This window comes from Lysinibacillus boronitolerans JCM 21713 = 10a = NBRC 103108, assembly GCF_000772935.1.
GTDB lineage: Bacteria > Bacillota > Bacilli > Bacillales_A > Planococcaceae > Lysinibacillus > Lysinibacillus boronitolerans.
The window spans coordinates 82,774-108,836 of record NZ_JPVR01000071.1; the positions used below are offsets into that span (position 1 = coordinate 82,774).

Consider the following 26,063-nt stretch of genomic DNA (forward strand, 5'->3'; position numbering starts at 1 on the left):
GAAGTCCACTTTATTTCATACGTTGTAAAAAACAAGGTGTGATGTCGAATGAAGTGGATTTCTATCCATTCTAAAAAGCGTTTACGTATTTTATATGTGTTGTTTATGTGTGTAGCAGTGGCAATTGTTGTTAGGTTGTTTTTTTTGCAAGTGTTAGATCAAAAAGAACTAACTACCAAGGCAGAGGAGAACTGGGACAGGGAAATTCCATTCGCGAATGAACGAGGGCATATAACAGATCGAGATGGAGAGAGTATTGTAACTAATAAGCTAGCGCCTACTTTATATTTCATGCCTTCACAAAGTAATGATATTGAAGGAGCTGCAGAAAAAATTGCGCAAGTTCTCGAAGTGGATAAAGCGAAGCTATTAGAAAAAATGCAAAAAAAAGCCTACTTAGTGAAACTAGCGCCTGAAGGCAAAAATATACCTTATGAAAAAGCGGTAGAATTACAAGGTATGCAAATTGAAGGATTGTATAGTGGAGTTGATTATTCAAGGGATTATCCTTACGGCACGCTCTTATCTCGATTTTTAGGTTTTACGGGCTATGATGCTCAAGGATTAGCTGGAATAGAATATGAATATGATAAATTCCTGCAGGCCAATTCTTCTGCTATCCGTCTATTCACAGATGCAAAGGGTAATAATTTGCCTAATGTTTCAAGTGCTTGGAAAGCAGGAGAAGATGGTGCCACAATTGAGCTAACAATTGATGTCGATGTACAACAAGTCGTAGAGCGTGAAATATCGCAAGCTATGAAGCGCTATGAAGCTGACCAAGCATTGGCCATTGCTATGAATCCAAACACTGGCGAAATCTTGGCATTAGCCTCTTATCCGACTTTCCATCCAGCTGAATATCAATTAGTAGAGCCAGCCATCTACAATCGTAATTTGCCTGTATGGATGACGTATGAGCCAGGTTCAACTTTTAAAATTATTACCCTTAGTGCTGCGTTGGAAGAAAACTTAGTGGATTTGGAGCATGATACATTTTATGATCCAGGTTATACAATGGTGGCGGGAGCAAAGCTACGCTGTTGGAAACGTGAAGGGCATGGTCATGAAACATTTTTAGAGGTAGTTGAAAACTCCTGTAACCCAGGCTTTATAGAATTAGGTCAGCGTCTAGGCAATGAGCGACTACTTCAATATATTAAAGATTTTGGTTTTGGAAAAAAGACAGGATCTAATATAGCTGGTGAAGCATCAGGGATTTTATTTTCTAGGGAAGCCTTTGGTCCTGTCGAGCAGGCAACCACTTCATTTGGTCAAGGAGTAGCCGTGACACCTATTCAACAAGTTCAAGCAGTTGCTGCTGCCATAAATGGAGGCAAGCTTTATACGCCATATGTTGTGAAAAAGGTATTTAATCCAAATACAGGGGAAGTCATACAAGAAACGCAGCCAGTTGTTAAAAATCAGGTAATTCGTGAAGAAACCTCTGCTAAGGTTCGAGGTGCCTTGGAATCAGTAGTAGCGAATGGTTCAGGTCGACAAGCCTTTCGAGATGGATTGCGTATTGGTGGTAAAACTGGAACAGCACAAAAAGTTGAAAATGGCCGTTATAAAAGTGGAGAATACATCGTATCCTTTATTGGCTTTGCACCAGCAGACAATCCGCAAATTGTTGTCTATGTAGCTGTTGACAATCCGAAAAAGACTACCCAGTTTGGTGGTGTTGTAGCAGCACCTATAGTGGGGCAAATTATTGAGGATGTTGCGCCTTTTGTAGGTATTGAAAAATCGAAGGAACAACTTGAAAAGGATTATCGTTATGGTGACCCAATTACTGTGAAGGTACCGAATTTTATTGGTCAAACGAAGGATGATATTGCCAAGCAATTTTACCCATTCCGTATTGAATGGCATGGAGAAGGGACCAAAATTGGTAATCAGTTACCTGAAGTGGATAGTGTTATCAAACAAGATGGTACCATTCATTTATATTTGGAGAACTAGAATAACTTTACCTTTAAAAAATGGGAAAGAACCACTATTATTATGAAGGGTAGTAATAATAAAATGAAAGTTAATGCTTTTTTCTTAAAGAAGAAAGTGAAACAAGATTTAAAGGAGATTTTTCAATGAAACTCGCAACAACACTTACCATTTTAGCTCTTGCTTTCTTAGTAACAGTTATCCTGGCACCAATAAGTATTCCACTTCTTCGTCGTCTAAAGTTTGGGCAAAGTATTCGAGAAGAGGGACCAAAATCACATATGAAAAAAGCTGGTACACCAACAATGGGAGGAATTATTTTCTTAATATCCATCCTCCTTACAACTGTTGGTGTAGGTAGCTTTTTAGATTTATTAACGACACAGACCGTAGTACTTTTATTAGTATTAGCAGGATTCGGCTTAATAGGTTTATTAGATGATGGTTTAAAGGTTGTATTTAAAAGAAATCTAGGTTTAACCTCTCTTCAAAAATTGATTGGGCAAATTGTTATTGCTATTCTTGCGTATTTCCTTCTACATGTAGGATCGTTTGATACAACGCTAGCCATTCCATTTACGGAGTGGACAATTGATCTTGACGTATTCTATGTAGCCTTTTTAATTTTCTGGTTAGTAGGCTTCTCTAATGCAGTGAATTTGACGGATGGACTAGACGGGCTAGTGGCAGGTACTGCTTCGATTGCCTTTGCAGCATTTGGGGTTATTGCGCTATTCCAAAGTCAGGCAGATATTGCACTATTTTCGTTTGCAGTAACAGGTGCTTTATTAGGCTTTTTATTATTTAATGCTAATCCTGCCAAGGTATTTATGGGGGATACGGGGTCATTAGCATTAGGTGGTGCATTGGCTATGGTATCTGTTTTAGTAAAAGAAGAGTTCTTGCTTTTACTAGTTGGCTTAGTGTTTGTTATCGAAACACTTTCCGTTATTTTGCAGGTAGGTAGCTTTAAGCTTCGAAAAAAGCGTATTTTTAAAATGAGCCCTATTCATCATCATTTTGAATTATCAGGTTGGTCAGAATGGAAAGTGGTGCTTGTCTTCTGGTCAACGGCCTTAGCAGTAGCATTAATTGCAGTTTTATCGGAGGCGTTCTAATGAAAAACTATACAGATTTACAACATAAAAAAGTACTTGTGTTAGGTCTAGCAAAAAGTGGTGTGGCTGCTGCTGAAATTTTACACGAGCTTGGCGCATTCGTAACAGTTAATGATTCGAAGCCATTTGATGAAAGTCCAGATGCACAAAGGCTATTACAAAAGGGGATTACAGTAATCTGTGGTCGCCATCCTGAAGATCTACTTGATGAAGGCTTTGAGCTAGTGGTGAAAAATCCAGGTATACCTTATAGCAATCGAATTGTGGCAGATGCCCTTAGTCGAGAGATTCCGGTCTGGACAGAGATTGAGCTAGCTTATTTAATTAGTGATGCACCATTTATTGGTATAACGGGCTCGAATGGCAAAACAACGACGACAACTTTAATATTCGACATGTTAAATAATGGAAGTAAAAATCCGTTAATTGCTGGAAATATTGGAACAGTTGCATGTGGCGTCGCAAAAGAAGCTAAACAAGATGACATCATTGTAACAGAATTGTCTTCATTCCAATTGATGGGGATCAAAACGTTTAAGCCTAAAATTGCTATTTTGACAAACCTTTATGATGCGCATCTAGACTATCATGGAACATTTAATAACTATGCTGAAGCGAAGTTTGGTGTTACTCGAAATCAAGATGACAGTGATTATTTTATTTACAATGCCGATCAACCGATAGTGGTTGGATATGCAGCACAATCTCATGCACAGAAGATTCCATTCAGTTCAAAGGGACGTACTGAAAATGGCATTAGTGCAGATGAGACAACAATTTATTGGCAAGGTGAACCGTATATGGATCGCGCCAACATAGCCTTGCCTGGCAAGCATAATTTAGAAAACATCTTGGCAGCCGTCGCAGCTTGTATTTTAGTAGGCTGTGACAAAGAGAAGATGGAAGAGGTTTTAGCGACATTTGGGGGAGTTAGACACCGTACACAATTCGTACGTGAATGGAACGGTCGAAAGATTTATAACGACTCTAAGGCAACCAATTGTTTAGCAACAAAGAGTGCTTTAGATGCTTTCCAAGCTCCTGTCATTTTACTCGCAGGTGGCTTAGATCGTGGACATTCTTTTGAAGAACTTCGCCCTTGTATGAGTCATGTAAAGGGTGTTGTTGCATTTGGAGAAACTGGCTTACGCTTTGTAGAATTTGCAAAATCGTGTGGTGTCCAACAAACCGTCATTGCTCAAAATGTAGAAGACGCTGTTCAATATGCAGCACCGATGTCTGCAGAAGGAGATATTATCTTACTATCTCCTGCATGTGCAAGCTGGGATCAATATGACAGCTTTGAAATACGTGGAGATGTTTTTATTGATGCTGTAATGAAGCTGTAATGAGCCTGTAACTATTTTAGAATATACTTGACTTGGAAGGATGGCATTACTGAGAGGTAAAGAAAGCTACTTATTGCTCGTCACAACTTTGATGCTATCAATAATCGGCATTATTTTCGTCTATTCTGCAGGTACCTATTGGAGTGCCGTTCATTATAGTGGAAAAATGCCGTTTTATATGAAGCAAAGCGTATACTTTGTGGTAGCCATTGTCGTATTTTTAATCACGATTCGATTAAATATTTTGAGAGAGCAGTCCTTTTGGAAAATGGCCTATATATTTTCGTTAATATTACTCGTTCTCGTACTGATTCCTGGTATAGGACTCGTGCGAAATGGTTCGCAAAGCTGGATTGGTGTAGGTCCATTAACAATACAGCCAGCAGAGTTAGCGAAAATTACCGTCATTGTGTACTTGAGCCATATATTAGCCCAACATAAAACGGGCACTCCTGTTGTTAACTGGCGACATGGTTTCATCCTGTTATTACCTGTTGTTCTCATCATGTTGCAGCCAGATTTTGGCTCAGTATTTATTCTCGTTGTATCTGTATTTTTATTATTTTTTGTCGCTGGCTATCCTCTAAAACTATACGCCATGATTATGCTAGCTGGTGTCGCTGGATTAGTAGGTCTCATAGCGACAGCGCCATATCGTCTAAAGCGTATAGAAGCATTTCTTGATCCATGGGCTGATCCCTTGGTTAGTGGGTTCCAAGCGGTGCAATCATTAATGGCTATCGGTCCAGCCGGGATTTTTGGGCATGGCTTTGGACAAAGCAGACAAAAGTTTCTGTATTTACCAGAGCCTCAAAATGATTTTATTTACGCCATTATTTTAGAGGAAGTCGGATTGATTGGTGGCCTCGTTATTTTAGCGCTTTTTGTACTAACGATCTATGCAGGCTATAGATTTGCTGTACAGGCTAAAAATCGAACGTCCTATTATGCGATTATCGGGCTTGTCACAATGCTTATGGTGCAAGCATTCTTAAATATAGCCGTAGTAATAGGTTTAGTGCCAGTAACGGGTGTCACATTACCTTTTATTAGCTATGGTGGAACATCTTTAGTAACAATGTGGTTAATAATAGGTATTATTTATCAATTAGCGAAATAAATATAAAGGAGGAGTACTTTTTGGAGAAAGTAATTGATATAGAAGATCGCATACCTACGCTAAAAAAGCGACGAAAAAAGCGTACAAACCGTAAATTTATCGTGCTAATATTACTTTTCTTTATTGTGTTAGCAGTACTCCTTTATTTTCAATCTCCATACAGTAACATCAATAAAATCACAGTCAATGGTGCAAAGCTAGCAAATGACCAATATTATTTGGAGGCAAGTACTCTTGCACCGGGAAAATCAATGTGGAGTTTCAAAGTGGAAGATATTGAGCAGATTTTATTAAAGGATAAATGGGTAAAAGAAGCACATGTTAACCGTAACTGGTTACAAGGCGTAACAATTGATATTAAAGAATGGAAAAAAGTTGCGTACTTAGCTGGAGACGGCACTTATTATCCTTTGCTAGAAAACGGCAAGCGCTTTGAACAAACAGGAAATGATACACCCATTGATGCACCTGTTTTTATCGGGATAACTGGTGAAAAGACCATAAATAAGCTTGTTGAACAGCTAGCACAATTAAAGCCAGAAGTATTAGCTTTAATTTCTCAGGTTAACACGAATAGTAATGAGGCAAATCCAAATGCAGTCAAGCTTTATATGAATGATGGCTATGAAGTTCGTGCTGTTATTCAGACACTAGCGGAAAAGTTAAATTACTACCCCTCTATTGTCGCACAAATTGCCAACTTAGAAAAAGGTGTGATTGATTTAGAGGTCGGTTCATACTATCGTCCTTTTAACGAGGAATACAACAAGATTAGTATTGATATGGAAGCGAATGCAGATGGGGAAATGGTTAACCAGGAAGTGACGGATGATGAACAACAAGAAGACGAATAGCAAAGGGAGTTTTTTTACTAGAAAACAATTTGAATTACTAATTGTTTGTGTAACAACAGGATTTATCATCGGCTATTCATACAACCAGGCAAAAGATAACCGAGAAGCAGGCACTATTGATTCTGAACTTTTTGAGCAAGAAGAATCTTATCGGGAGGAGCTAATCACCCAACAAGAGCGCAATAAAGAACTCACAGAAGAACTAAATAATTTACAAGAACAAATTCGAAAGTATGAAAAATCCTTTGCTTCAAACGAAAAGGACTATAAGAAGCTTGTTGAGCAAGCAGAAGATTTACGGCTTTTACTCGGTGAACTAAAGAGTGAGGGGAAGGGCATACGCATAACCCTTCAGGATGGAGACTATGATCCAAAATCCTTAAATCCAAATGATTATATTGTCCATGAAAGTCATGTTTTTAAATTGTTAAATGAACTAAAAATTTCAGGCGCGCAAGCTATTGCTATTAATGGACAACGTGTATTAGCGAGTTCTTATATTCGCTGTAATGGTCCAGTAATAACAATTGATGGTACACAACATCCAGCTCCATTTGTGATCGAAGCGGTTGGTGATTCAGATACATTGATGGCTTCTTTAAATTTAAATGGGGGCGTAGTGGATCAATTATTAAATGACAATATTGTGGTGTCACTTGAAGAAAATCAAAAGCTTACAATGCCAAAAGTAAAAGTAGAAAGTTAGGACAAGTTCTATACTTTAAGCTTCAAGTTTAATTTAGCCTCCAGTTTTATAGTCAATTGTAGATAATTATACAATTCAAAGTCGTATTCTGAGGGGCATACGATACGTCTAGGAGGGGCTATTTTGAAAAGAAATATGTACACCCGAATAACGATCGTGCTATTTATTATCGGTTTGATGATAGCGGTACAATACAATACCATACAAAAACCAGCTGAGCGAGATACACGAGATATTTGGGCAATAAGAGAGGAATTAGCACAAGAAAAACAAAGACATTCCGCATTACTGGCAGAAATTCGCTCACTTCATGAAGTAGTGGATCGCTATGAGCAATCTGAAAAAGTAAATCAGCAAGCAGCCTTAAATGAAACATTGAATCGTTTAAAGCTACAAGCAGGATTAACAGAAGTTATCGGGCCAGGTGTTGTACTTCGAGTCGAACCTGCACCTGAACTGATAGAAATGGGCTATGAAATTAAAGAAATTTCACCCGATTTGTTAACTCAATTATTAAATACCCTTTTTAAGAACAATGCGACTAATGTCTCGATTGATGGTAATCGTGTAGTACAAACAACAGCCATACGAGATATAAATGGCAAGACAACAGTAAACAGTATACCATTGTCTTCGCCTTCTTTTGAGATATTTGTAGGGACAAGCGATTATAAAGCAGCGCAGAAAATGTATAATTCCTTGCAGGCCTCAACATTTATAGACTCATTTTATTTAGATAATTTTAATTTAGTAATTGAAGAACCAATTGAACAGTTACAAATTCCAGCATTTGATCAGCCGTTGACAAATGATTATTTAGCAGAGGTTAAAAAAGGAGATTAATATATGTGGCTACCATTTTTAGGTTTGGTATTTGGACTTGCCCTTGGCTTGTTAACAAATATACAAATCCCCTCTATGTATGAAAATTATCTGTCAATAGCTGTTTTAGCAGCTTTAGATACATTATTTGGAGGTATTCGTGCTCAATTGCAGCAAGTTTACGATGATAAAGTTTTTGTATCAGGATTCTTTTTTAATATAGTTCTAGCAGCAGGTTTAGCTTTTATAGGAGTGAATTTGGGGATAGATTTGTATTTAGCAGCGATTTTCGCTTTTGGAGTACGTTTATTCCAGAATATAGCAATAATTAGGCGTATATTACTAACTAGGTTAGATGAGAAACGTCACAAGCGAAAAAAATCTTCCATAGAATGAGAGAAAAATTGACCAAAATACTCGATTTGCTTAGACATTATGCCAAATTTACAATAGAATGAAAACAAGAGCATTTTTCAAGGAGGTGCAGCGAATTGAATCAGCAAGATTTATACATTTCCCTTGATATTGGGTCCTCCTCTGTCAAGGTATTAATAGGTGAAATGAGTGACGGGCAATTACATGTAATTGGCGTCGGAAATGTAAAGTCGAATGGAGTTCGAAAAGGTGCAATTGTTGATATTGATGCAACAGTACAATCTATTCGAAAAGCAATAGAACAGGCCGAACGAATGACGGGTTATCAAATCCATGAAGTCGTTTTAGGCGTTCCAGCTAACCAGACGATGTTACAGCTAGTTAAAGGTGTTGTCGCTGTAAATAGTGAAAATAGAGAAATTACAGATGATGATTTAGACAGAGTGGTAGAATCTGCACAAGTCATGTCAATACCTCCTGAACGTGAATTAGTTAACATCATTCCAAGACAGTTTATTGTGGACAACCTTGATGAAATTAAAGATCCTCGTGGTATGATTGGCATTCGTCTTGAAATGGATGCAACAATGATAACGACATCCAAAACGCTTTTACACAATGTTCTTCGCTGTGTTGAGCGAGCGGGTTTAAGTATACGAGAAATATATTTGCAGCCATTAGCATCGGGCTATTTTGCTTTAACAGAAGATGAAAAAAACCAAGGAACTGCCTTTATTGACTTAGGTGGCGGATCTACAACAATCGCAGTATTTGAAGAGGGTTTATTAACACATACTGGTGTCATACCAGTTGGTGGTGATCATATAACGAAGGATATTTCAATCGTTTTAAAAACACCAACAGAACAAGCAGAACAAATTAAACACCAGTTTGGACATGCCTTTTATGATGACGCATCAGATGACGAACTCTTTGAAGTGCCCGTCGTAGGTACAGATTCTACTGATCAGTACAGCCAACGTTATATATCGGAGATTATCGGTGCTAGATTAGAAGAATTACTAGAGCTAGTTATAGATGAATTAGCGCGTTTAGGTGTTAGAGATTTACCAGGCGGTGTGGTTTTAACTGGTGGTGTTGCAAAGCTTGAGGGGATTGCCCAATTAGCACGTCAAATTCTACAAACGCGTGTTAGAATCTATACACCCGATTATATCGGGGTTAGAGAGCCTTCATTTGCGACGGCAGTTGGACTTATTCGTTACGCCTATTTAGAAGATGATTTTTACGGTAAAAGTACGAATACGCAGCCTGTTGAATATGCAGTTGTAGGGGCTCAACCAGCTATAAGCAAAAAGCAAGAGTATTCTGCACCTTCAGAACCAAAAGAAAGCGTAATTGGGAGAGCAAAAAAATTATTTGATAAGTTCTTTGATTAACTAGAATGCGTAATGAATGATACAGAGTCGAGTTACCGTGGGAGGAAAAAGAGATGTTAGAATTTGATACAAGTGTTGATGAACTTGCAGTAATAAAGGTCATAGGTGTTGGTGGCGGCGGTAACAACGCTGTCAATCGAATGATAGAACATGGTGTGCAGGGTGTTGATTTTATCGCAGTTAACACGGATGCACAGGCATTAAATTTATCCAAAGCAGAAGTAAGGCTACAAATTGGGGCTAAATTAACGCGTGGATTAGGTGCAGGTGCAAATCCTGAAGTAGGGAAAAAAGCTGCAGAAGAAAGCAGAGAACAGCTAGAAGAGGTTTTACGAGGAGCCGATATGGTATTCGTGACTGCTGGTATGGGCGGCGGAACGGGTACGGGTGCAGCTCCAGTGATTGCACAAATTGCACGTGAATTGGGAGCCCTTACAGTAGGTGTTGTCACACGTCCATTTACTTTTGAAGGTCGTAAGCGTCAAACACAAGCAATCGGTGGAATTGGCGGTATGAAAGAAGCAGTAGATACACTGATTGTGATACCAAACGACAAGCTACTACAAATAGTTGATAAATCAACACCAATGCTAGAAGCATTTAGAGAAGCCGATAATGTATTACGTCAAGGTGTACAAGGTATTTCAGATTTAATTGCTACACCGGGTCTTATTAACTTAGACTTTGCAGACGTGAAAACGATTATGTCCAACAAAGGTTCAGCCTTAATGGGAATTGGTATCGCGACGGGCGAAAACAGAGCTTCTGAGGCTGCAAAGAAAGCTATTTCAAGTCCATTGCTTGAATCGTCTATCGACGGTGCAAAAGGTGTTCTTATGAACATTACAGGTGGTTCAAATCTTAGCTTATTTGAAGTACAAGAAGCGGCAGATATCGTAGCTTCTGCGTCAGATGAAGAGGTAAATATGATTTTCGGTTCTGTTATTAATGAAAATCTTAAAGATGAAATCATTGTTACAGTCATTGCGACAGGCTTCACAGAGGAAGCTTTACAGCAACAACGACCAACAGCAAAACCGACACTTAACATGAACAGACAATCTGCTCCACAGCAACAAGCACCTATTCGTGAACAACGACAAGAAATGCATGTGCAACATGAGCAGCCACGTCAAAATCAGCAAAATTATGCACAGGATGACATGCTTGAGGTTCCAGCATTTTTACGTAACCGCAAAAATCGTGGTTAATTAACTTCTAAAAAGCTCGTATTTTACATATGTAAAATACGAGCTTTTTATATTGACTGTCATGATGTTCAAATGTGTAAGGAAACCATGTTTTTTGTCAAAACATTTTTAGGAAATGATGCGATTGTTTGACAATATTTGTGGGAGTAACGTGCTAACTTTGTAAGTAGGAGGCGGCTGTTATGTATGGAGAATGGCTGGTGCTCATTAATACGCTTTTTAATCTAGCGATACTCACGTTTACAGCAAGAGTAACAGGAGTCCTTGTAAAAAATTCAAGATTATTAATGAGTTCAATTTGTAGTAGTTTTGTAGCTGTCATTGGCGGTCAAATGCTGTGGACGACAATTCTTAGTTTTATATTATTAATTGGTATAGCGTTTCATTTTAAGATTCGAAGCTTTCAGAAGCAAGGACCGATTGTGTTAACAGCAACGATCGTTATTGGCGGATTGTTAACAGCACTACAACCTTTTTTAAAAAATCTTTCTGCCATCCATTTCATAATCATTTGCTTTTTGCTGGCAGTTTTAAATCTTGTTGCATTTTATAAGCAATGGGGTTTTGTAAAGTTAGAACGCTTAAGTGGTCAATTTGTATTTGATACAACTTTAACAATCTTTGGGGCAACAATACCACTTTCTGCCTTTGTAGATACAGGAAATCAAGCTATTGAGCCATTATCAGGCAAACCGGTTCATTTTGTTTCCTATACTGCTTTGAGACCACATTTACCTTCGGCGTTCAGGGAAGCATTAATGGAATGGCAAGAAACAGATCCGTACAATGTATCTATGTTTTCAGAAGATTATCAGCGTTATATACGATTTATTCATGTCAATACAGTACAACAGCAAACCGTTGTCCTTGGTTTTCGCTTTGATGAGTGGCATATAAAGGGGGAGCCTTCACAAGTGAAAATGAATGAATATATTGTATTAACCAAAAAAGCTAAAAATTTTCCACATAGCACAGCAGCAATTTTACATTTTTCAGCGCTTTCAAATAACTCATAGAGGGGGAGAACTATTGCTTCTTAGGCTACTTGCTAGCTTGAAAAAATTATGGAGTAAGTTTCGGAGTCGTGAAACGTACTATATAGGGGGAAATGATTCATTGCCAGTGCCATTAAGTCGAGAAGAAGAAGTTACAGTCATTGCATCCTTTATGAACGGTGATTTACGAGCTAGAGACACACTAATTGAACGTAATTTACGTCTTGTTGTTTATATTGCTAGACGTTTTGATAATACGGGAACGCCAATCGAAGACTTAATCAGCATTGGCTCCATTGGTTTAATAAAGGCGATTGAGACGTTCAATACGGATAAAAATATTAAGCTTGCAACTTACGCATCACGCTGTATTGAAAATGAAATTTTAATGCATTTACGAAAAACAAGTCGTATGAAGGGTGAAGTTTCCTTAGATGAGCCACTAAATTCTGATGCAGATGGAAATGAATTATTACTGTCAGATATTTTAGGAACAGAAGAGCATATTATTTTAGATAATGTGGAGAAAAAAATTGAACGTCAGCATATGTTCCACGCTATTAATTTACTAGGTGCGCGTGAACGTTATATTATGGAATGTCGCTTTGGTCTCAATGGAAAAGTTGAAATGACACAAAAAGAAGTTGCAGATCATTTAGGCATATCGCAATCATATATTTCCCGTTTAGAAAAGAAAATTATTCAAGATTTACGTGAAAATTTAAATCAACCAATTTCTTAGAAAGGGAAATTTAACCTACCTAAAATTGGTCGCAGCTTTTGTGCATATTCTTGTTTCTCTCGGACAAACTGATGTCACGGTTTAGTCAGAGAATAACATCCGGAGGAATCGAATATGCGAACAAAAGTAGATCTTTGCGGCTTAGATACATCGACTTTGCCAATTCTAAAGCACGAGGAAATGAAGGAACTCTTCATCCGGTTACAAGCTGGAGAAACAGAGATTAGAGAAGAGCTTGTGATGTGCAATTTAAGGCTAGTGCTTAGTATTGTCGGTAGATTTGCCTATAGAGGTGAACAGGCAGATGATTTATTTCAAGTGGGCTGTATTGGCCTCATGAAAGCCATTGATCATTTTGATTTAAAGCATAATGTACGATTTTCGACATATGCTGTACCAATGATTATTGGTGAAATTCGTCGCCATCTGCGTGATCATCATGCATTACGTGTATCTCGCTCTCTAAGAGATATAGCTTATAAGGCAATGCAGGCAAAAGAGCAATGGATAACCGATAATTTGCGAGAACCAACGATTGAAGAAATTGCTGAAATGATTGACATGAAAAAGGAAGATGTTTTATTTGCTTTAGATGCAATTCAAGATCCAGTTTCATTACAAGAGCCCATTTATTCAGATGGCGGAGATGCTGTTTATATGATGGACCAATTACGTGATGATGATGTATCTGAGGATCAATGGGTTGCCTATGTGTCGGTAAAGGAAAGCTTGCAAAAGCTAGATGAACGTCAGCAAATGATCGTTGCCAAACGATTTTATTATGGAGAAACCCAAACTGAGATTGCCAAAGAACTTGGGATTTCTCAAGCACAAATATCACGTCTTGAAAAAAATGCAATTGAAACAATGCAAAAAGATTACAAATAAAAAAATGCGCATCGTATAATTCGGTGCGCATTTTATCTTCATTCAATGAACAAGTAATACATAAATATAAAGTAACAGCAAAGTTTGATGGTAGAAATGATTATACGAAAGTAAACAATAGAGGAGGTATGTCATTGCGTTTTTCGATGTTACAACAAAAAGAAGTCATTGAAGCAGGAAATGGACGATTTATAGGCTTTGTAATAGATGCTGAAGTATCAAAAGAAACGGGCTATGTGACAGCGTTTTTGATTGCAGAGCCTCGCAAATATCTTGGTTTTTTTAAAGGCGAAGAGTCTGTGAGGAAAGTGTATATGAAGGATGTGCTTGTTGTTGGCAAGGATGTCATTTTAGTCAAAGCCCTTTCCTAAGACGTAGGCTCATTAAAATTATGAGGATTGTATGCTGACATAGGTCAGGCTATTCATTGATAAATCAAGCATTGCTTGTTACAATAAAAGAAACTATTGTTGTAAAGTTGGGAAAAACAGTGACAAAAATCTTAACAAATTTAAACAAACTAAATGAATTAATAACAGCAGCAGAAAAAAAAGGGAATCGTGAGGGCGAGAAAGTCCAAATAATTGCCGTGACTAAGGAAGTTTCTGTTGAAAGAACGCAAGAAGCAATTGAAGCAGGACTCACTCATTTAGGAGAAAATAGACCAGAAGGCTTACATCGCAAAATTACTGAGATTCACGCTGATGTACATTGGCATTACATTGGGTCGCTTCAAACACGTAAAGTAAAACAAGTGATAAACAGCATTGATTATTTGCACTCCTTAGATCGTTTGAGTTTGGCAGAAGAAATTGAAAAAAGAGCAGAACAACCTGTTAAATGTTTTGTACAAGTAAATGTTTCTGGTGAAGAATCAAAGCATGGGTTAACTATCGAAGAAGTTTTGCCTTTTGTAGAAGCATTAAAAGGTTTTACTAAAATTCAAGTTGTAGGTTTAATGACTATGGCACCAAACACCGAAAACGAAGCAATTATTCGCTCTGTTTTCAAGCAATTAAAACAATGTCAACAGCAAATAGCCGAGCAAGGATTCGCACACGCACCTTGTACCGAGTTATCAATGGGCATGTCTAATGACTTTGAAATTGCGGTAGAGGAAGGGGCTACTTTTGTTCGAGTCGGAACGGCTCTTGTTGGAAATGAAAGAGGGGAACAGGATGAGCATGAAAAATAAGATTAAAAACTTCTTTTACCTTGAAGAAGAATTAGAAGAAGAAATCACGCAAGCTCCTATTCAGCAACAACAACCCATACAACAACAGCAACCGATTCATTCAGTTAAGCCAAAAAAAATGATGAAAGAACGCAAAGCACCTATTCATGAAATCATGCCACAAAGCACAGCAACTCCTAATAACATTGTCAGTTTGCAGGCAGCGATGAGTTCTAAGGGAGCAAAAGTTGTTTTAATAGAACCGAGAGTTTATGCAGAAGCACAGGATATCGCAGAGCATTTAAAAAATAAACGCGCAACAATTGTCAATTTACAACGTATTGAACGAGAGCAAGGCAAACGCATTATTGATTTTTTAAGTGGTACAGTCTATGCTCTTGCTGGAGATATTCAACGTATCGGTAAAGATATCTTCCTTTGTACGCCAGATAATGTAGAAGTGACTGGTGAAATTACAAACTTTATTTTAGACGATAATTAATAGCGAGGATTGTAGTTTATATGACTTTTTTTATTATACTTGGTTATGTATCATTAGCATTTAAGATTTATTCATTCATGCTAATTGCATATATCTTAATGTCTTGGGTGCCTGCCGCTCAAAATTCAGCCATTGGTCGCATGCTTGAAAAAGTGTGTGAGCCATATTTAGGGATTTTCAGAAAATTCATTCCGCCACTTGGTATGATTGATATTTCGCCAATTGTAGCCATCTTTATGCTGAATTTTATAGAAAGAGGGCTTTATATAGTCATTCAGAAAATATATTTTATGTTCGCTTAGAAATAAATCCTCACGTTTTGGTGGGGATTTTTTATTTATTTTAATTATCTCCGCTATTAAAGCGACTAATAAAAAGTTTTAAAACAATGACGTCCAAACGTCATTAATTGGGAATACTAAGTTTCCAACTAATAAAGCAAAAAGGAACGAGTGAAAGAGGAGACAACAAGATGGAACACTTAATACAGCATTTTCGAAAAGATGAACAGCCCTTTATTGAACAGGTAATAAACTGGCAGCGTGAGGTTGAAGATCGTTATGCACCTAAGCTGACAGATTTTCTTGACCCAAGACAGCGTTTTATTGTGACATCGATTATCGGGCAAGATGATACCCTGAAAACTGCCTGTACAGGTTTATTTGAAGGGGCAGAGAGGCAGCGTATGCTCATTTTTCCTACTTACTATGAAGCGACAAATGAAGACTTTCAGTTAGTAGCATTTACGATTCAGTACCCGGTGAAATTTGTCCAATTACGACATCCCGATGTTTTAGGTGCATTGCTATCATTAGGTTTAAACCGTGGCAAATTTGGCGATATACGTGTAAATGATCAGCAGGTGCAATTTGTTGTAGCTCAAGAAGTAGCAGAATATGTTCGGTTACATTTAACAGGTATTGGTAAAGTAAAGGTGCATATCGAGTCTTTAAAAGAATTAGAGTCCCTTATTAATAATGAGGAAGAATGGCTGGAGGAATCTCATACAGTATCTTCGATGCGATTAGATGTAATTATTGCGACTATATTAAATGTATCACGCCAAAAAGCTCAAGCTTTAATTACTGGAAAAAAAGTACGTGTTAATTGGACAGAACGAGATACAGTTGCTTTTGAATTACAAGAGGGAGATATATTATCGATACGAGGAAGTGGTCGAGTGAAAATTATTATGACTGAAGGCCGAACAAAAAAAGATAAAATCCGTCTTCAAATCGGTCGATTGGCCCAAAAAAGCTGAAAGTGAAGTAAATTTCATTAATTTTTACTGCTAAGTTGTCGGAACAATTGTATAATAGGAGTTACGAATGTACATGTAAAGGAGAGAAGGATTGTATGCCATTATCACCTATTGATATACATAATAAGGAGTTTACAAAAGCCTTCAGAGGTTATGCTGAAGATGAAGTAAATGAATTTTTAGATCAGATTATTAAAGACTATGAAATTCTGCTTCGTGAAAAAAAGGAAGTTGATAAGCAATTAGAGATGGCTTTAGAACAAGCGAGACATTTTAACTCCTTAGAAGAAACTTTGCAGAAGTCTATTGTCGTTGCACAAGAAGCGGCTGATGAAGTGCGAAGAAATTCTCAAAAAGAGGCAAAGCTCATTGTAAAAGAAGCTGAAAAAAATGCTGATCGAATTGTCAATGAAGCTTTGACGAAGGCTCGTAAGGTGACAATTGAAATTGATGAGCTGAAAAAGCAATCTAAGGTATTCCGTAATCGTTTCAAGATGCTTGTAGAAGCACAGCTAGATTTACTAAATGCAGATGATTGGGATCATTTGCTGCAATATGATATTGATTTAACAGAAATTCAAGCATCTGTTGATGAAGCACAGGATGCTGAAGATATTTAACTTTTCTTTTTAATTGTTGCAATTGACAAATGAAACTTGACGCGATTGTGTGAATTTCATATACTTTGTAATAGTAATTATTTTGAACAGATATGCATAAAAGCAGAGACGAAGACAGTATTTGTTAGGCGTTGTTAAGCGATTTGGGGACAGTGAGAGCCCAAACATACAACTAGCATTGAACATCACTTCTGAGCTAAATAACTGAAAAAAGTAGGTTATTTCGTGATGCACGACGTTAAATGTGCTTTTAAGAGGTAGTGCAATTTTTTGTGCTACAAGTAGGGTGGTACCGCGAGTAGAAGCTTCTCGTCCCTTAGTGGGATTGAGGGCTTTTTTTGTTTGTTTCCGAATCGTTTTAGATAAATTTGCCAATAACTGTCTTATGAGAAAAATGTCTAACTGTTTATGTAAAATAAAGGAGGAATTTTAATGGTTGAATACAAAGATACTTTATTAATGCCAAAAACTGATTTCCCAATGCGTGGAAATTTACCAGCGAATGAGCCAAAAATGCAAGAAAAATGGAATGATATGGATATTAACAAATTACAGATGGAACGTACGGAAGGTCGTCCAGAATTTGTTCTACATGATGGTCCTCCCTATGCAAATGGTGATATCCATATCGGCCATGCTCTAAATAAAGTATTGAAGGATATGATTACACGTCATCGTTCCATGACTGGCTACCATGTCAACTATATTCCAGGCTGGGATACACATGGTTTACCAATTGAGCAAGCATTGACTAACAAAGGTGTAAAACGTAAAGAAATGTCAGTAGCAGCATTCCGCCAACTTTGTGAAGAGTATGCTTACGAGCAAATTGACAATCAACGTGCTCAATTCCGACGTCTAGGCATCCGAGGTGATTGGGAAAATCCTTATATTACGTTGAAGCCTGAGTTTGAAGCACGTCAAATTGAAGTTTTCGGTAAAATGGCGGAAAAAGGGTATATCTATAAAGGGTTAAAACCAGTTTATTGGTCTCCATCTTCTGAATCTGCTTTGGCGGAAGCTGAAATTGAATATAAGGACATCAAATCCCCATCAATTTATGTAAGCTTTGCTATTAAGGATGCGAAGGGCGTTGTTCCAGAAGATGCAAAATTTATCATTTGGACAACAACACCATGGACATTACCAGCAAACTTAGGGATTTCTTTGAATCCTGAATTTATCTATGTAGTAGTTGCAGTGGCTAATAAAAAATTCATCATTGCCAAAGAATTATTAGAGTCAGTGGCAAATACGCTTGGATGGGAAGACTATGAGGTTGTACAAGAAGTAAAAGGTGAGGCACTAGATCGTATTGTAGCGCAACATCCATTCTATGATCGTGAATCTCTTATTATGGTAGGTGAACACGTAACTGCTGAAGCGGGTACAGGTTGTGTTCATACAGCACCAGGACACGGTGAAGACGATTATCATATTGGTAAACAATATGGTTTAGGTATTCTTAGTCCTCTTGATAATAGTGGCTGTTATACAGACGAAGCACCTGGCTTTGAAGGCGTGTTTTATAATGATGCGAATAAACTAGTCACAGAAAAACTAAAAGAAGTAGGAGCGTTAGAAAAGCTTGATTTCTTTACGCACTCCTATCCACATGACTGGCGTACGAAAAAGCCTGTTATTTATCGTGCGACTCCACAATGGTTTGCATCTGTTGAAGCATTCCGTGGGGAGTTATTAGAGGCTGTAAAAGCAACAGCATTTACACCAGCTTGGGGAGAAACTCGTCTTTATAATATGATTCGTGATCGTGGAGACTGGGTAATTTCTCGTCAACGTGCGTGGGGTGTGCCAATTCCAATTTTCTATGCTGAAAATGGTGAACCTATTATTACACCTGAAACAATTAGTCATGTCTCAGCATTATTCCGTGAGCATGGATCAAATATTTGGTTCCAAAAAACAGCGAAAGAATTATTACCAGAAGGCTTTACACATCCAGGTAGCCCGAACGGCGAATTTACAAAAGAAAATGATATTATGGACGTTTGGTTCGATTCCGGTTCATCTCACCAAGGTGTACTTGTTGAACGAGGCATGAAATATCCAGCTGATTTATATTTAGAAGGCTCTGACCAACACCGTGGTTGGTTTAACTCATCACTAATTACATCTGTAGCTATCAATGGTTACGCACCATATAAAGGACTTTTAACGCATGGTTTCGTTCTTGATGGTGAAGGACGTAAAATGAGTAAATCATTAGGAAATGTCATTATTCCACAAAAAGTAATGGATCAATATGGTGCAGATATTCTTCGACTTTGGGTTGCTTCTGTGGACTATACAGCAGATGTGCGCATCTCTATGGATATGTTAAAGCAAGTGTCAGAAGTGTACCGTAAAATTCGTAACACGTTCCGTTTCTTACACGGCAATATTGCTGATTTCGATCCAAAGCAAGATCGAGTAGCTTATGCAGAGCTTCGTGAAATGGATCAATATGTGTATATGCGCTTACAGGATGTCTTAAAAGCTGTGCGTGCTGCATATGATCGCTATGATTTTGCTGCTGTTTATCATGTAGTCAATAATTTTGTAGCTGTGGAGTTATCTTCATTCTATCTTGATATTGCAAAAGATGTAGTCTATATCGAGGGTCATGACAATAAGGATCGTCGTGCGATGCAAACAGTTATTTATGATACATTGATGACATTGGTAAAAATCATGACACCAATTATCCCACATACAACAGATGAAATGTGGTCTTACCTACATGCTCAAGGTATTGTAGAAGAAGTTTCTGTTCAATTAACAGATTTCCCAGAGGTAGATGTTCAAGCGAATTTTGATAGCCTACGTACAAAATGGGAAAAAATTATTGATGTACGCGATGATATTTTAAAAGCATTAGAGGAAGCACGTAATGCGAAAACAATTGGTAAATCACTTGAAGCAAAAGTCACTGTCTACGCAAAAGAAGATGTTGTTGCATTATTGAACGATGCGAACATTGACTTTGCACAACTTTCTATCGTCTCAGCTTTTGAGGTAGCTGCCATTGATGAGGCACCTGCACAGGCTTTAGCACTTGAGCATGTATCCATTGTTGTTGAGAAGGCTACAGGGGAAAAATGTGAGCGTTGCTGGTCAATTTCTGAAACAGTTGGTTCAAATGAGGCGCAACCTACAGTATGTGCTCGTTGTGCAGACGTTGTAGAAAAGTATTACGTTTAATCGATAAATAATAAGAATCTGCATTTTAATGTAGAGGATGTGCAAGTCTCCTTGATGGAGGCTTGCTTTTTTCATGGAAGTTTTGCAGATTCTTTTCCATTATTTAAATAAAATTTCTGTCGTATTGCGATAGTCCGTTGGAGAGATACCTACATATTTTTTAAAGGTTAAACTATAGTAATTTGGTGTATTGAAGCCACAGGTGAAGGAGATTTTTTCTATGGTGTAGTCGTACTTGCGTAAAAAAGGTAAGGTTTTGATAATACGTGTATAAGCAACATAGTCAACAAAATTGCGACCCGTTTCTTTTTTAAATAGTCTACTAAAATGAGTTGGGCTAAAGTTAATATATTTTGCAACATCACGAATGGTCAATTGTTCGTCGTAATGTTCTTCAATATACTGGATAGCTTTTTGAAGCTGCTCATGTTTAGTTAAATCTTCGTAATATCTGATGTGTATATTATGAATAGGTGGTTTTCTACGTGCTTTTCTTGCCTGACTATAGGATTCCTTCACTTGCATAGCATCCTGAAATACACCCCCAACCCCCATAAAAAGATGAATAGAATAATCCCTTTTTAGTGTCTCGATCACCTCTAATAAACAGGCTTCACCCTCTGTCCAATGTTTAAAAGAGTTGTACTCAGACGGAATTCGCATGAGAAGTAATAAATAGCGTTCAAAATGTAAAAAGGATATTGAGGCCTTATCAGCAAAGTGCTGGCGAAAAACAGTTGTAATACGACTACTTGCATCATGTGGGAGAGCTCTCTTATTATCCCCATCAATATAACCTTGAATTAAAAATACAATATTAGGAATACAGCTTGTCGATAAAAATGATGCAGATTGTATTATTTCTTGTTCATTGTCAATTTCTCCGCGGATCAGACGTTTTAAAAATGCTTCCCTGAATGGAGAGGTATGTTGTTGGGATACTTGTTGTGATAGCTCAAGCATTGTAAGTGTACTCGCCTTTTTTTCCTGATAGGACGTATACAGCTTTTTTACGATTCGCAAAAACTTTGATTTTTGTAATGGTTTTATAAGAAGTGCAGGTAAAGCTAATTCAATTGCTATACCAGTCGAGTAGGTAAGGTGTTCTGTAACAAACGGGACAATTATACTATTAGGATAATTTCTTTTTAATCGATTAATCTTTACCCAATCAAATAACCGATTGACTTCATAGACAATAATGACCTCATCTTCTGGCTTTGGCACTTTACATTCCTCTAAAGCGTTTGGTAAAACCTCTTTTAACCATTCACTCATTTGCTGCTTGTCAAATGAGCTTTCCATATACCATACCACCTTTAAAATGCTATCAGCCCCCTACGAATAAAAAGATAAAAATATTTTAACTTAAAATAGCAATTTTTTGTACTAATACAGCAATATTTTATATCTATATTGAAGTTGAAATAGAATAGAATAATTGTAGTGAATAATAATTTGAAATTTCAGACAATTATTCACTTATCAGAAAAGGGGGAGTTTGCTGATGGCGGAAGTAGGCAGTCATGATTATGACTATGTAGAAGCAGGAACAATTGATGTGAGAGATCTACCACCTTTAGATGCGACAACAAACAAAATTATGAAAGATGAATTTACTACAGGTTTAGGTTTAACGATATTTTATTTTATATTGATTTTTAGTATCCCTGTTATGAATTGGTTTGCGCCAGCATTTGCATTTAAGAAGATCTGGGGTGGTATGACAGTCACATGGTTTGTGACAACGATTGTAATGATGGCTATGGCATTTATTATTGCATATGTTCACACAGCCATGTACGAGAAACGTCTAAAAAAATACGATATAGCAAATAAGTAGTTGGTACGAAGGGGGAAATGTTGAATGATGGAAGCTCTATTAGAACCAAAGATGTTAATGACCATTGCTTTAATGGGAACAATTGTATACATTACGTATTTAACAAAAAGAAATGCAACAGCATCGGATTTCTTTGTAGGAGGCCGAAGCTTCGGATGGTTTACAAATGGTTCTGCTATCGGTGGGGATTACTTAAGTGCAGCAACATTCCTGGGCATCGCAGGTTTAACATTTCAACTTGGATATGATGGTGCTTATTATGCTTTTTGCTTCTCCATTGGGTTAACATTATTAGCGATTTTTGTGGCGGGTCCTTTAAGACGCTTTGGTGCGTTTACTGTTGCAGATTTTTTAGGCTATCGTTTTCACAGTAGACGAGCACGGCTTGTAGCAGTGGCAGTGGTTTTAGCTATTTCTGGTTTTTATGCAGCTCCCCAATTATTAGGTGCTGCACAAATTTTAAGTATGTTTTTTGGTACTTCTTATGAATTTGGCATTATTTTTACTTGTGTGGTAATGATTTTTTATGTAGGTATTGGAGGTATGAAAGGCACAACCATCAACCAAGCATTAGAGTTGTGGATTCGTCTTGGTGCGTTTATCGTGATGTTAATTGCAGCGGTTTATGGTGGTTTGCATTACGATAAAATTTTAGCAGCCATCCATTCATTTAGTGGTCCGATCACAGGCACTTCACCGTATGCCTTAGATGGCAATGAAATAAATTTTGATGGTGCTGCTTGGACAGGCACGGGCTTCTATTTCCCGACGTTCTGGCAAACCATTAGTATGACGATTGGATTAGCGCTAGGTACAATTGGACTTCCTCATATATTATTGCGCTTTTATACAAATCCAAGTGCTAAAGCAGCACGTAAATCTGCACTCATGGCCATTGGGATTGCAAGTGCATTCTTCTTATTAGCTGTTTATTTAGGTGTTGTAGGTCGATCTATTTTCATTTCTGGAACAGCTAGTGAGGAAGTTATGCGTGATTTAGTGCTAGGTGGTAATAATATGGTTATTCCTACTACAGCCCTTGCACTAGGGGGCAAATGGCTACTAGGATTAGTTATAGCAGGAGCATTTGCAGCGATCTTCTCCAATCTTTCAGGGTTGTTTATTACAAGCTCAGGTGCACTAGCTCATGATTTATATGCCAATATCATGAAAAAGGATATTACACAAAAGCAACGAGTGATTGCTGGGAAAGTGGCTATTGTATTATTAGGTATTTTATATGGAGCATTGGGCTTACTTGTAAAAGATGCATCCATTGGTCATTTAGTGGCGCTTGCCTTTACTGTCGCTGCAAGTACATTTACACCAATATTTATTTTAGGTATTTGGTGGAGAGGCATGACAGAGAAGGGAGCCATTGCTGGATTATTAATAGGACTTGGTGTGTCGATGTGGATGATCTTTTTACCAGGAACGTTACCAAGCTTCTTGCAGTTTAAAATTCCAGGTATTGTGACTGTGCCTGTGGGCTTCTTATCTGTTATTATTGTGTCATTAATAGATCGTAAAGTACCTGCTGATGTAAATGACTTCATGAAGCGAGTACATTCAAAAGAATCTGAAACTGTCTAACCAATAAGTTATGGCTATTTCTATTGCTTAAACGTAATAGGGATAGCCTTTTTATATTTCTTGAAGAGATTTAGAATCAGCCATATTTAGATGTGATATTAGTTATTGTGAATGGTACTGTTATGGTAGAATAGGTAAGATGTTGAGTGAACGGAGGAATGTCTGTGTATAAATATTATGGATTAGCCGCTTTTGTCGTTTTATTGGATCAATGGACAAAATGGCTAATTGTGAAAAATATGGAATATGCTGAACGCATTGCTGTATGGGACCCATGGTTTGGTATTTTGTCTCATCGAAATAGAGGAGCAGCATGGGGGATGTTAGAGGGGCAAATGTGGCTGTTTAGTATTGTTACAGTTGCTGTTATCTGTGCGATTATCTATTTTTATCATAAAGAAGCAAAGGGAAAGCCTGTTTTTCAAGTCGGCTTAATGCTCTTGCTTGGTGGTGCAGTAGGAAACTTTATTGACCGTCTATTTAGAGGAGAAGTGGTCGATTTTGTAGATGTATTAATTCCAATTATTAATTATGATTTCCCTATTTTTAATGTAGCGGATGCTGCATTAACAATAGCGGTAGTTGTGCTGATGATTGGCTTAATTATGGAAGATAAAAAAGAGAAGAAACAGGTGAAACAATGACGCAAGTAACATATACAATCGAAGAACAGCAGCAAGGAGAGCGCATTGATAAAGCACTTTCCAGCATACAATCTGAGTGGTCACGCACGCAAATTGGGAACTGGATTAGTGAGGGAGTCATTAAAGTAAACGGTGATGCTGTAAAGGCAAAATATAAGGTGAAAGCTGGTGACATCATCGCTATTGATGTACCAGAAGTGGAAGAATTGGATGTTGTCCCAGAAAATTTAGCTTTAGATATTGTTTATGAGGATGCAGATGTTCTTGTTGTGAATAAACCAAAGGGTATGGTGGTACATCCAGCACCGGGCCATATGGGAGGTACACTAGTAAATGGGTTAATGTATCATTGTAAAGACTTATCAGGGATTAATGGTGTACTACGACCAGGAATTGTCCATCGTATCGACAAAGATACATCGGGCTTATTGATGGTTGCTAAAAACGATATGGCTCATGAATCATTAGTCAATCAATTAGTGAATAAAACAGTTACTCGTAAATATATTGCTCTTGTCCACGGGCATATTGCACATGATAAGGGGACAATTGATGCGCCAATTGGACGTGATCAAAAAGATCGCCAAAAACAGGCAGTCGTTGATAATGGTAAACATGCTGTCACACACTTCCAAGTTGTTGAACGTTTTGGTGACTATACGCTAGTGGAATGCCGTTTAGAAACGGGACGTACACACCAAATTCGTGTGCATATGAATTATATTGGTTTCCCACTTGTTGGAGATCCAAAATATGGTCCGAAAAAGACAATCGACTTTGGTGGACAAGTTTTACATGCAGCGACTTTAGGATTCGATCATCCTTCATCTGGAGAATATTTGGAGTTTGAAACACCACTTCCTGCTGATTATGAACAATTATTAAATGATTTACGAAATAGGCATTGACGTATACGAAAAGAAAGTCTATACTAACGACAGTGAATGAACAACCTAACTAAATATTCACCTTTAATGGCAGTCCAGAGAGGCTGAGAAGGGACATGTGATAGTGTTGTGGAAATTTGTGCTGCAAATTTTTCCAACATGCTTTTTCGACACGTATACAACCCTCTCAGGCTATTCGCCTCGAGAGGTTTTTTTATGGACACATGGCCAACACTAGATTGAAGAGAGGAGGATAAGAATATGGCACAAAATGAATTATTAGATGGCCCATCAATGACACGAGCATTAACACGTATTGCCCATGAAATTATTGAACGTAATAAAGGAATCGATGAATGTATTTTAGTTGGCATTAAAACAAGAGGTGCCTTTCTAGCCAGACGTTTAGCACAGCGAATTGAAAAAATAGAAGGTAAACCAATTCGTACAGGGGAACTTGATATTACACTTTACCGAGATGATTTAACAACAAAACATGAAAACGAACAAGCACATGTAGAACAAGTTGATATCGAGTATCAAGTGAAAAATCAAAAGATCATCTTAGTGGATGATGTACTTTATACAGGTCGAACAGTACGTGCGGCTTTAGATGCGGTAATGGATTTAGGAAGACCTGCACAAATTCAGCTAGCTGTTCTAGTGGATAGAGGACATCGAGAGCTACCAATTAGAGCCGACTATGTAGGGAAAAACGTTCCAACTTCTGGCTCTGAGCGCATTGTTGTCAATTTACAGGAAGTTGACGGAGATGATTGCGTCATTATTTACAAAGAAGACGAACAATAAAGTG

The 26,063-nt window shown here is 37.7% G+C and carries 26 protein-coding genes and 1 other annotated feature; of the genes, 25 read left to right on the forward strand and 1 reads right to left on the reverse strand.

What is annotated here, in order from left to right:
* Positions 1-48 precede the first annotated feature (48 nt).
* From CD31_RS09395 to ileS, 20 genes are all read left to right on the forward strand, one after another.
* Positions 49-1,965, forward strand: coding sequence for a stage V sporulation protein D (locus tag CD31_RS09395; RefSeq protein WP_036077124.1), 1,917 nt, complete (start codon positions 49-51; stop codon positions 1,963-1,965).
* A 125-nt stretch (positions 1,966-2,090) separates the two neighbouring features.
* Positions 2,091-3,062 (forward strand): phospho-N-acetylmuramoyl-pentapeptide-transferase, encoded by a 972-nt coding sequence (gene mraY, locus CD31_RS09400; RefSeq protein ID WP_016992541.1) that lies wholly within the window; start codon positions 2,091-2,093, stop codon positions 3,060-3,062.
* Positions 3,062-4,411 (forward strand): UDP-N-acetylmuramoyl-L-alanine--D-glutamate ligase, encoded by a 1,350-nt coding sequence (murD, locus tag CD31_RS09405; protein WP_036077127.1) that lies wholly within the window; start codon positions 3,062-3,064, stop codon positions 4,409-4,411. Before mraY ends, murD begins: the two co-directional genes overlap by 1 nt.
* Before the next feature lie 40 nt (positions 4,412-4,451).
* Complete coding sequence (ftsW, locus tag CD31_RS09410) at positions 4,452-5,531, forward strand: putative lipid II flippase FtsW (RefSeq protein WP_036077129.1); 1,080 nt, start codon at positions 4,452-4,454, stop codon at positions 5,529-5,531.
* 20 nt (positions 5,532-5,551) lie between these two features.
* Positions 5,552-6,385, forward strand: coding sequence for a cell division protein FtsQ/DivIB (locus tag CD31_RS09415; RefSeq protein ID WP_036077132.1), 834 nt, complete (start codon positions 5,552-5,554; stop codon positions 6,383-6,385).
* Entirely contained in the window at positions 6,363-7,091 is a 729-nt protein-coding gene (locus tag CD31_RS09420) for a DUF881 domain-containing protein (protein WP_036077199.1), read from the forward strand. The genes CD31_RS09415 and CD31_RS09420 overlap by 23 nt, the downstream gene beginning before the upstream one ends.
* 123 nt (positions 7,092-7,214) lie before the next feature.
* Entirely contained in the window at positions 7,215-7,934 is a 720-nt protein-coding gene (locus CD31_RS09425; RefSeq protein WP_036077135.1) for a DUF881 domain-containing protein, read from the forward strand.
* 3 nt (positions 7,935-7,937) lie between these two features.
* Positions 7,938-8,309: a small basic family protein gene (locus CD31_RS09430; protein WP_036077137.1), complete on the forward strand. Its 372-nt coding sequence runs from the start codon at positions 7,938-7,940 to the stop codon at positions 8,307-8,309.
* Between the two features lie 95 nt (positions 8,310-8,404).
* Positions 8,405-9,688 carry a cell division protein FtsA gene (gene ftsA / locus CD31_RS09435; protein ID WP_004224856.1) on the forward strand — a complete coding sequence of 428 codons (1,284 nt, stop codon included), beginning with the start codon at positions 8,405-8,407 and terminating at the stop codon, positions 9,686-9,688.
* Positions 9,689-9,741: 53 nt separating this feature from the next.
* Positions 9,742-10,899: a cell division protein FtsZ gene (ftsZ, locus tag CD31_RS09440; protein WP_004224858.1), complete on the forward strand. Its 1,158-nt coding sequence runs from the start codon at positions 9,742-9,744 to the stop codon at positions 10,897-10,899.
* 182 nt (positions 10,900-11,081) lie between these two features.
* Complete coding sequence (locus CD31_RS09445; protein WP_036077139.1) at positions 11,082-11,915, forward strand: sigma-E processing peptidase SpoIIGA; 834 nt, start codon at positions 11,082-11,084, stop codon at positions 11,913-11,915.
* Between the two features lie 13 nt (positions 11,916-11,928).
* On the forward strand, positions 11,929-12,636 hold the full coding sequence (sigE, locus tag CD31_RS09450; protein ID WP_009373518.1) for an RNA polymerase sporulation sigma factor SigE: 708 nt from the start codon (positions 11,929-11,931) through the stop codon (positions 12,634-12,636).
* A 114-nt stretch (positions 12,637-12,750) separates the two neighbouring features.
* Complete coding sequence (gene sigG / locus CD31_RS09455; protein WP_004227313.1) at positions 12,751-13,524, forward strand: RNA polymerase sporulation sigma factor SigG; 774 nt, start codon at positions 12,751-12,753, stop codon at positions 13,522-13,524.
* A 128-nt stretch (positions 13,525-13,652) separates the two neighbouring features.
* Entirely contained in the window at positions 13,653-13,895 is a 243-nt protein-coding gene (locus tag CD31_RS09460) for a PRC-barrel domain-containing protein (protein WP_225340754.1), read from the forward strand.
* 119 nt (positions 13,896-14,014) lie between these two features.
* Positions 14,015-14,719 (forward strand): YggS family pyridoxal phosphate-dependent enzyme, encoded by a 705-nt coding sequence (locus tag CD31_RS09465; RefSeq protein WP_036077201.1) that lies wholly within the window; start codon positions 14,015-14,017, stop codon positions 14,717-14,719.
* Positions 14,703-15,200: a cell division protein SepF gene (locus CD31_RS09470; protein ID WP_004227319.1), complete on the forward strand. Its 498-nt coding sequence runs from the start codon at positions 14,703-14,705 to the stop codon at positions 15,198-15,200. The genes CD31_RS09465 and CD31_RS09470 overlap by 17 nt, the downstream gene beginning before the upstream one ends.
* A 20-nt stretch (positions 15,201-15,220) precedes the next feature.
* Complete coding sequence (locus CD31_RS09475) at positions 15,221-15,502, forward strand: YggT family protein (RefSeq protein ID WP_004227322.1); 282 nt, start codon at positions 15,221-15,223, stop codon at positions 15,500-15,502.
* 170 nt (positions 15,503-15,672) lie between these two features.
* Positions 15,673-16,461 carry a YlmH family RNA-binding protein gene (locus CD31_RS09480; RefSeq protein ID WP_036077143.1) on the forward strand — a complete coding sequence of 263 codons (789 nt, stop codon included), beginning with the start codon at positions 15,673-15,675 and terminating at the stop codon, positions 16,459-16,461.
* A gap of 95 nt (positions 16,462-16,556) precedes the next feature.
* A complete protein-coding gene (locus CD31_RS09485) occupies positions 16,557-17,081 on the forward strand; it encodes a DivIVA domain-containing protein (RefSeq protein ID WP_016994237.1) in 525 nt (174 codons plus the stop codon).
* Positions 17,082-17,177: 96 nt separating this feature from the next.
* Positions 17,178-17,401, forward strand: a binding site (T-box leader).
* A 112-nt stretch (positions 17,402-17,513) separates the two neighbouring features.
* Positions 17,514-20,282, forward strand: coding sequence for an isoleucine--tRNA ligase (gene ileS, locus CD31_RS09490; RefSeq protein WP_036077144.1), 2,769 nt, complete (start codon positions 17,514-17,516; stop codon positions 20,280-20,282).
* A gap of 99 nt (positions 20,283-20,381) precedes the next feature.
* Here the strand turns inward: ileS and CD31_RS09495 are convergent, their stop codons facing one another.
* Positions 20,382-21,587 (reverse strand): helix-turn-helix transcriptional regulator, encoded by a 1,206-nt coding sequence (locus tag CD31_RS09495; RefSeq protein ID WP_036077145.1) that lies wholly within the window; start codon positions 21,585-21,587, stop codon positions 20,382-20,384.
* Between the two features lie 202 nt (positions 21,588-21,789).
* Between CD31_RS09495 and CD31_RS09500 the strand changes: the two genes are divergently transcribed.
* The 5 genes from CD31_RS09500 (at position 21,790) to pyrR (ending at position 26,059) form a co-directional block, all read left to right on the forward strand.
* Positions 21,790-22,125 (forward strand): DUF485 domain-containing protein, encoded by a 336-nt coding sequence (locus tag CD31_RS09500; RefSeq protein ID WP_036077146.1) that lies wholly within the window; start codon positions 21,790-21,792, stop codon positions 22,123-22,125.
* Between the two features lie 24 nt (positions 22,126-22,149).
* Positions 22,150-23,718: a sodium/solute symporter gene (locus CD31_RS09505; RefSeq protein ID WP_016994242.1), complete on the forward strand. Its 1,569-nt coding sequence runs from the start codon at positions 22,150-22,152 to the stop codon at positions 23,716-23,718.
* A gap of 164 nt (positions 23,719-23,882) precedes the next feature.
* Complete coding sequence (lspA, locus tag CD31_RS09510) at positions 23,883-24,362, forward strand: signal peptidase II (protein WP_016994245.1); 480 nt, start codon at positions 23,883-23,885, stop codon at positions 24,360-24,362.
* A complete protein-coding gene (locus tag CD31_RS09515; protein WP_036077147.1) occupies positions 24,359-25,270 on the forward strand; it encodes an RluA family pseudouridine synthase in 912 nt (303 codons plus the stop codon). The genes lspA and CD31_RS09515 overlap by 4 nt, the downstream gene beginning before the upstream one ends.
* A gap of 240 nt (positions 25,271-25,510) precedes the next feature.
* Entirely contained in the window at positions 25,511-26,059 is a 549-nt protein-coding gene (pyrR, locus tag CD31_RS09520) for a bifunctional pyr operon transcriptional regulator/uracil phosphoribosyltransferase PyrR (protein WP_016994248.1), read from the forward strand.
* Positions 26,060-26,063 lie beyond the last annotated feature (4 nt).

Coding starts and splice junctions, on each gene's coding strand:
- CD31_RS09420 (WP_036077199.1), top strand. CDS start 6,363: ATGAACAACAAGAAGACGAATAGCAAAGGGAGTTTTTTTACTAGAAAA.
- CD31_RS09500 (WP_036077146.1), top strand. CDS start 21,790: ATGGCGGAAGTAGGCAGTCATGATTATGACTATGTAGAAGCAGGAACA.
- mraY (WP_016992541.1), top strand. CDS start 2,091: ATGAAACTCGCAACAACACTTACCATTTTAGCTCTTGCTTTCTTAGTA.
- CD31_RS09460 (WP_225340754.1), top strand. CDS start 13,653: ATGTCATTGCGTTTTTCGATGTTACAACAAAAAGAAGTCATTGAAGCA.
- ileS (WP_036077144.1), top strand. CDS start 17,514: ATGGTTGAATACAAAGATACTTTATTAATGCCAAAAACTGATTTCCCA.
- CD31_RS09495 (WP_036077145.1), bottom strand. CDS start 21,587: ATGGAAAGCTCATTTGACAAGCAGCAAATGAGTGAATGGTTAAAAGAG.
- murD (WP_036077127.1), top strand. CDS start 3,062: ATGAAAAACTATACAGATTTACAACATAAAAAAGTACTTGTGTTAGGT.
- CD31_RS09430 (WP_036077137.1), top strand. CDS start 7,938: ATGTGGCTACCATTTTTAGGTTTGGTATTTGGACTTGCCCTTGGCTTG.
- sigG (WP_004227313.1), top strand. CDS start 12,751: ATGCGAACAAAAGTAGATCTTTGCGGCTTAGATACATCGACTTTGCCA.
- CD31_RS09515 (WP_036077147.1), top strand. CDS start 24,359: ATGACGCAAGTAACATATACAATCGAAGAACAGCAGCAAGGAGAGCGC.
- CD31_RS09445 (WP_036077139.1), top strand. CDS start 11,082: ATGTATGGAGAATGGCTGGTGCTCATTAATACGCTTTTTAATCTAGCG.
- CD31_RS09480 (WP_036077143.1), top strand. CDS start 15,673: ATGGAACACTTAATACAGCATTTTCGAAAAGATGAACAGCCCTTTATT.
- CD31_RS09395 (WP_036077124.1), top strand. CDS start 49: ATGAAGTGGATTTCTATCCATTCTAAAAAGCGTTTACGTATTTTATAT.
- CD31_RS09485 (WP_016994237.1), top strand. CDS start 16,557: ATGCCATTATCACCTATTGATATACATAATAAGGAGTTTACAAAAGCC.
- CD31_RS09470 (WP_004227319.1), top strand. CDS start 14,703: ATGAGCATGAAAAATAAGATTAAAAACTTCTTTTACCTTGAAGAAGAA.
- CD31_RS09475 (WP_004227322.1), top strand. CDS start 15,221: ATGACTTTTTTTATTATACTTGGTTATGTATCATTAGCATTTAAGATT.
- ftsZ (WP_004224858.1), top strand. CDS start 9,742: ATGTTAGAATTTGATACAAGTGTTGATGAACTTGCAGTAATAAAGGTC.
- ftsW (WP_036077129.1), top strand. CDS start 4,452: ATGGCATTACTGAGAGGTAAAGAAAGCTACTTATTGCTCGTCACAACT.
- pyrR (WP_016994248.1), top strand. CDS start 25,511: ATGGCACAAAATGAATTATTAGATGGCCCATCAATGACACGAGCATTA.
- CD31_RS09505 (WP_016994242.1), top strand. CDS start 22,150: ATGATGGAAGCTCTATTAGAACCAAAGATGTTAATGACCATTGCTTTA.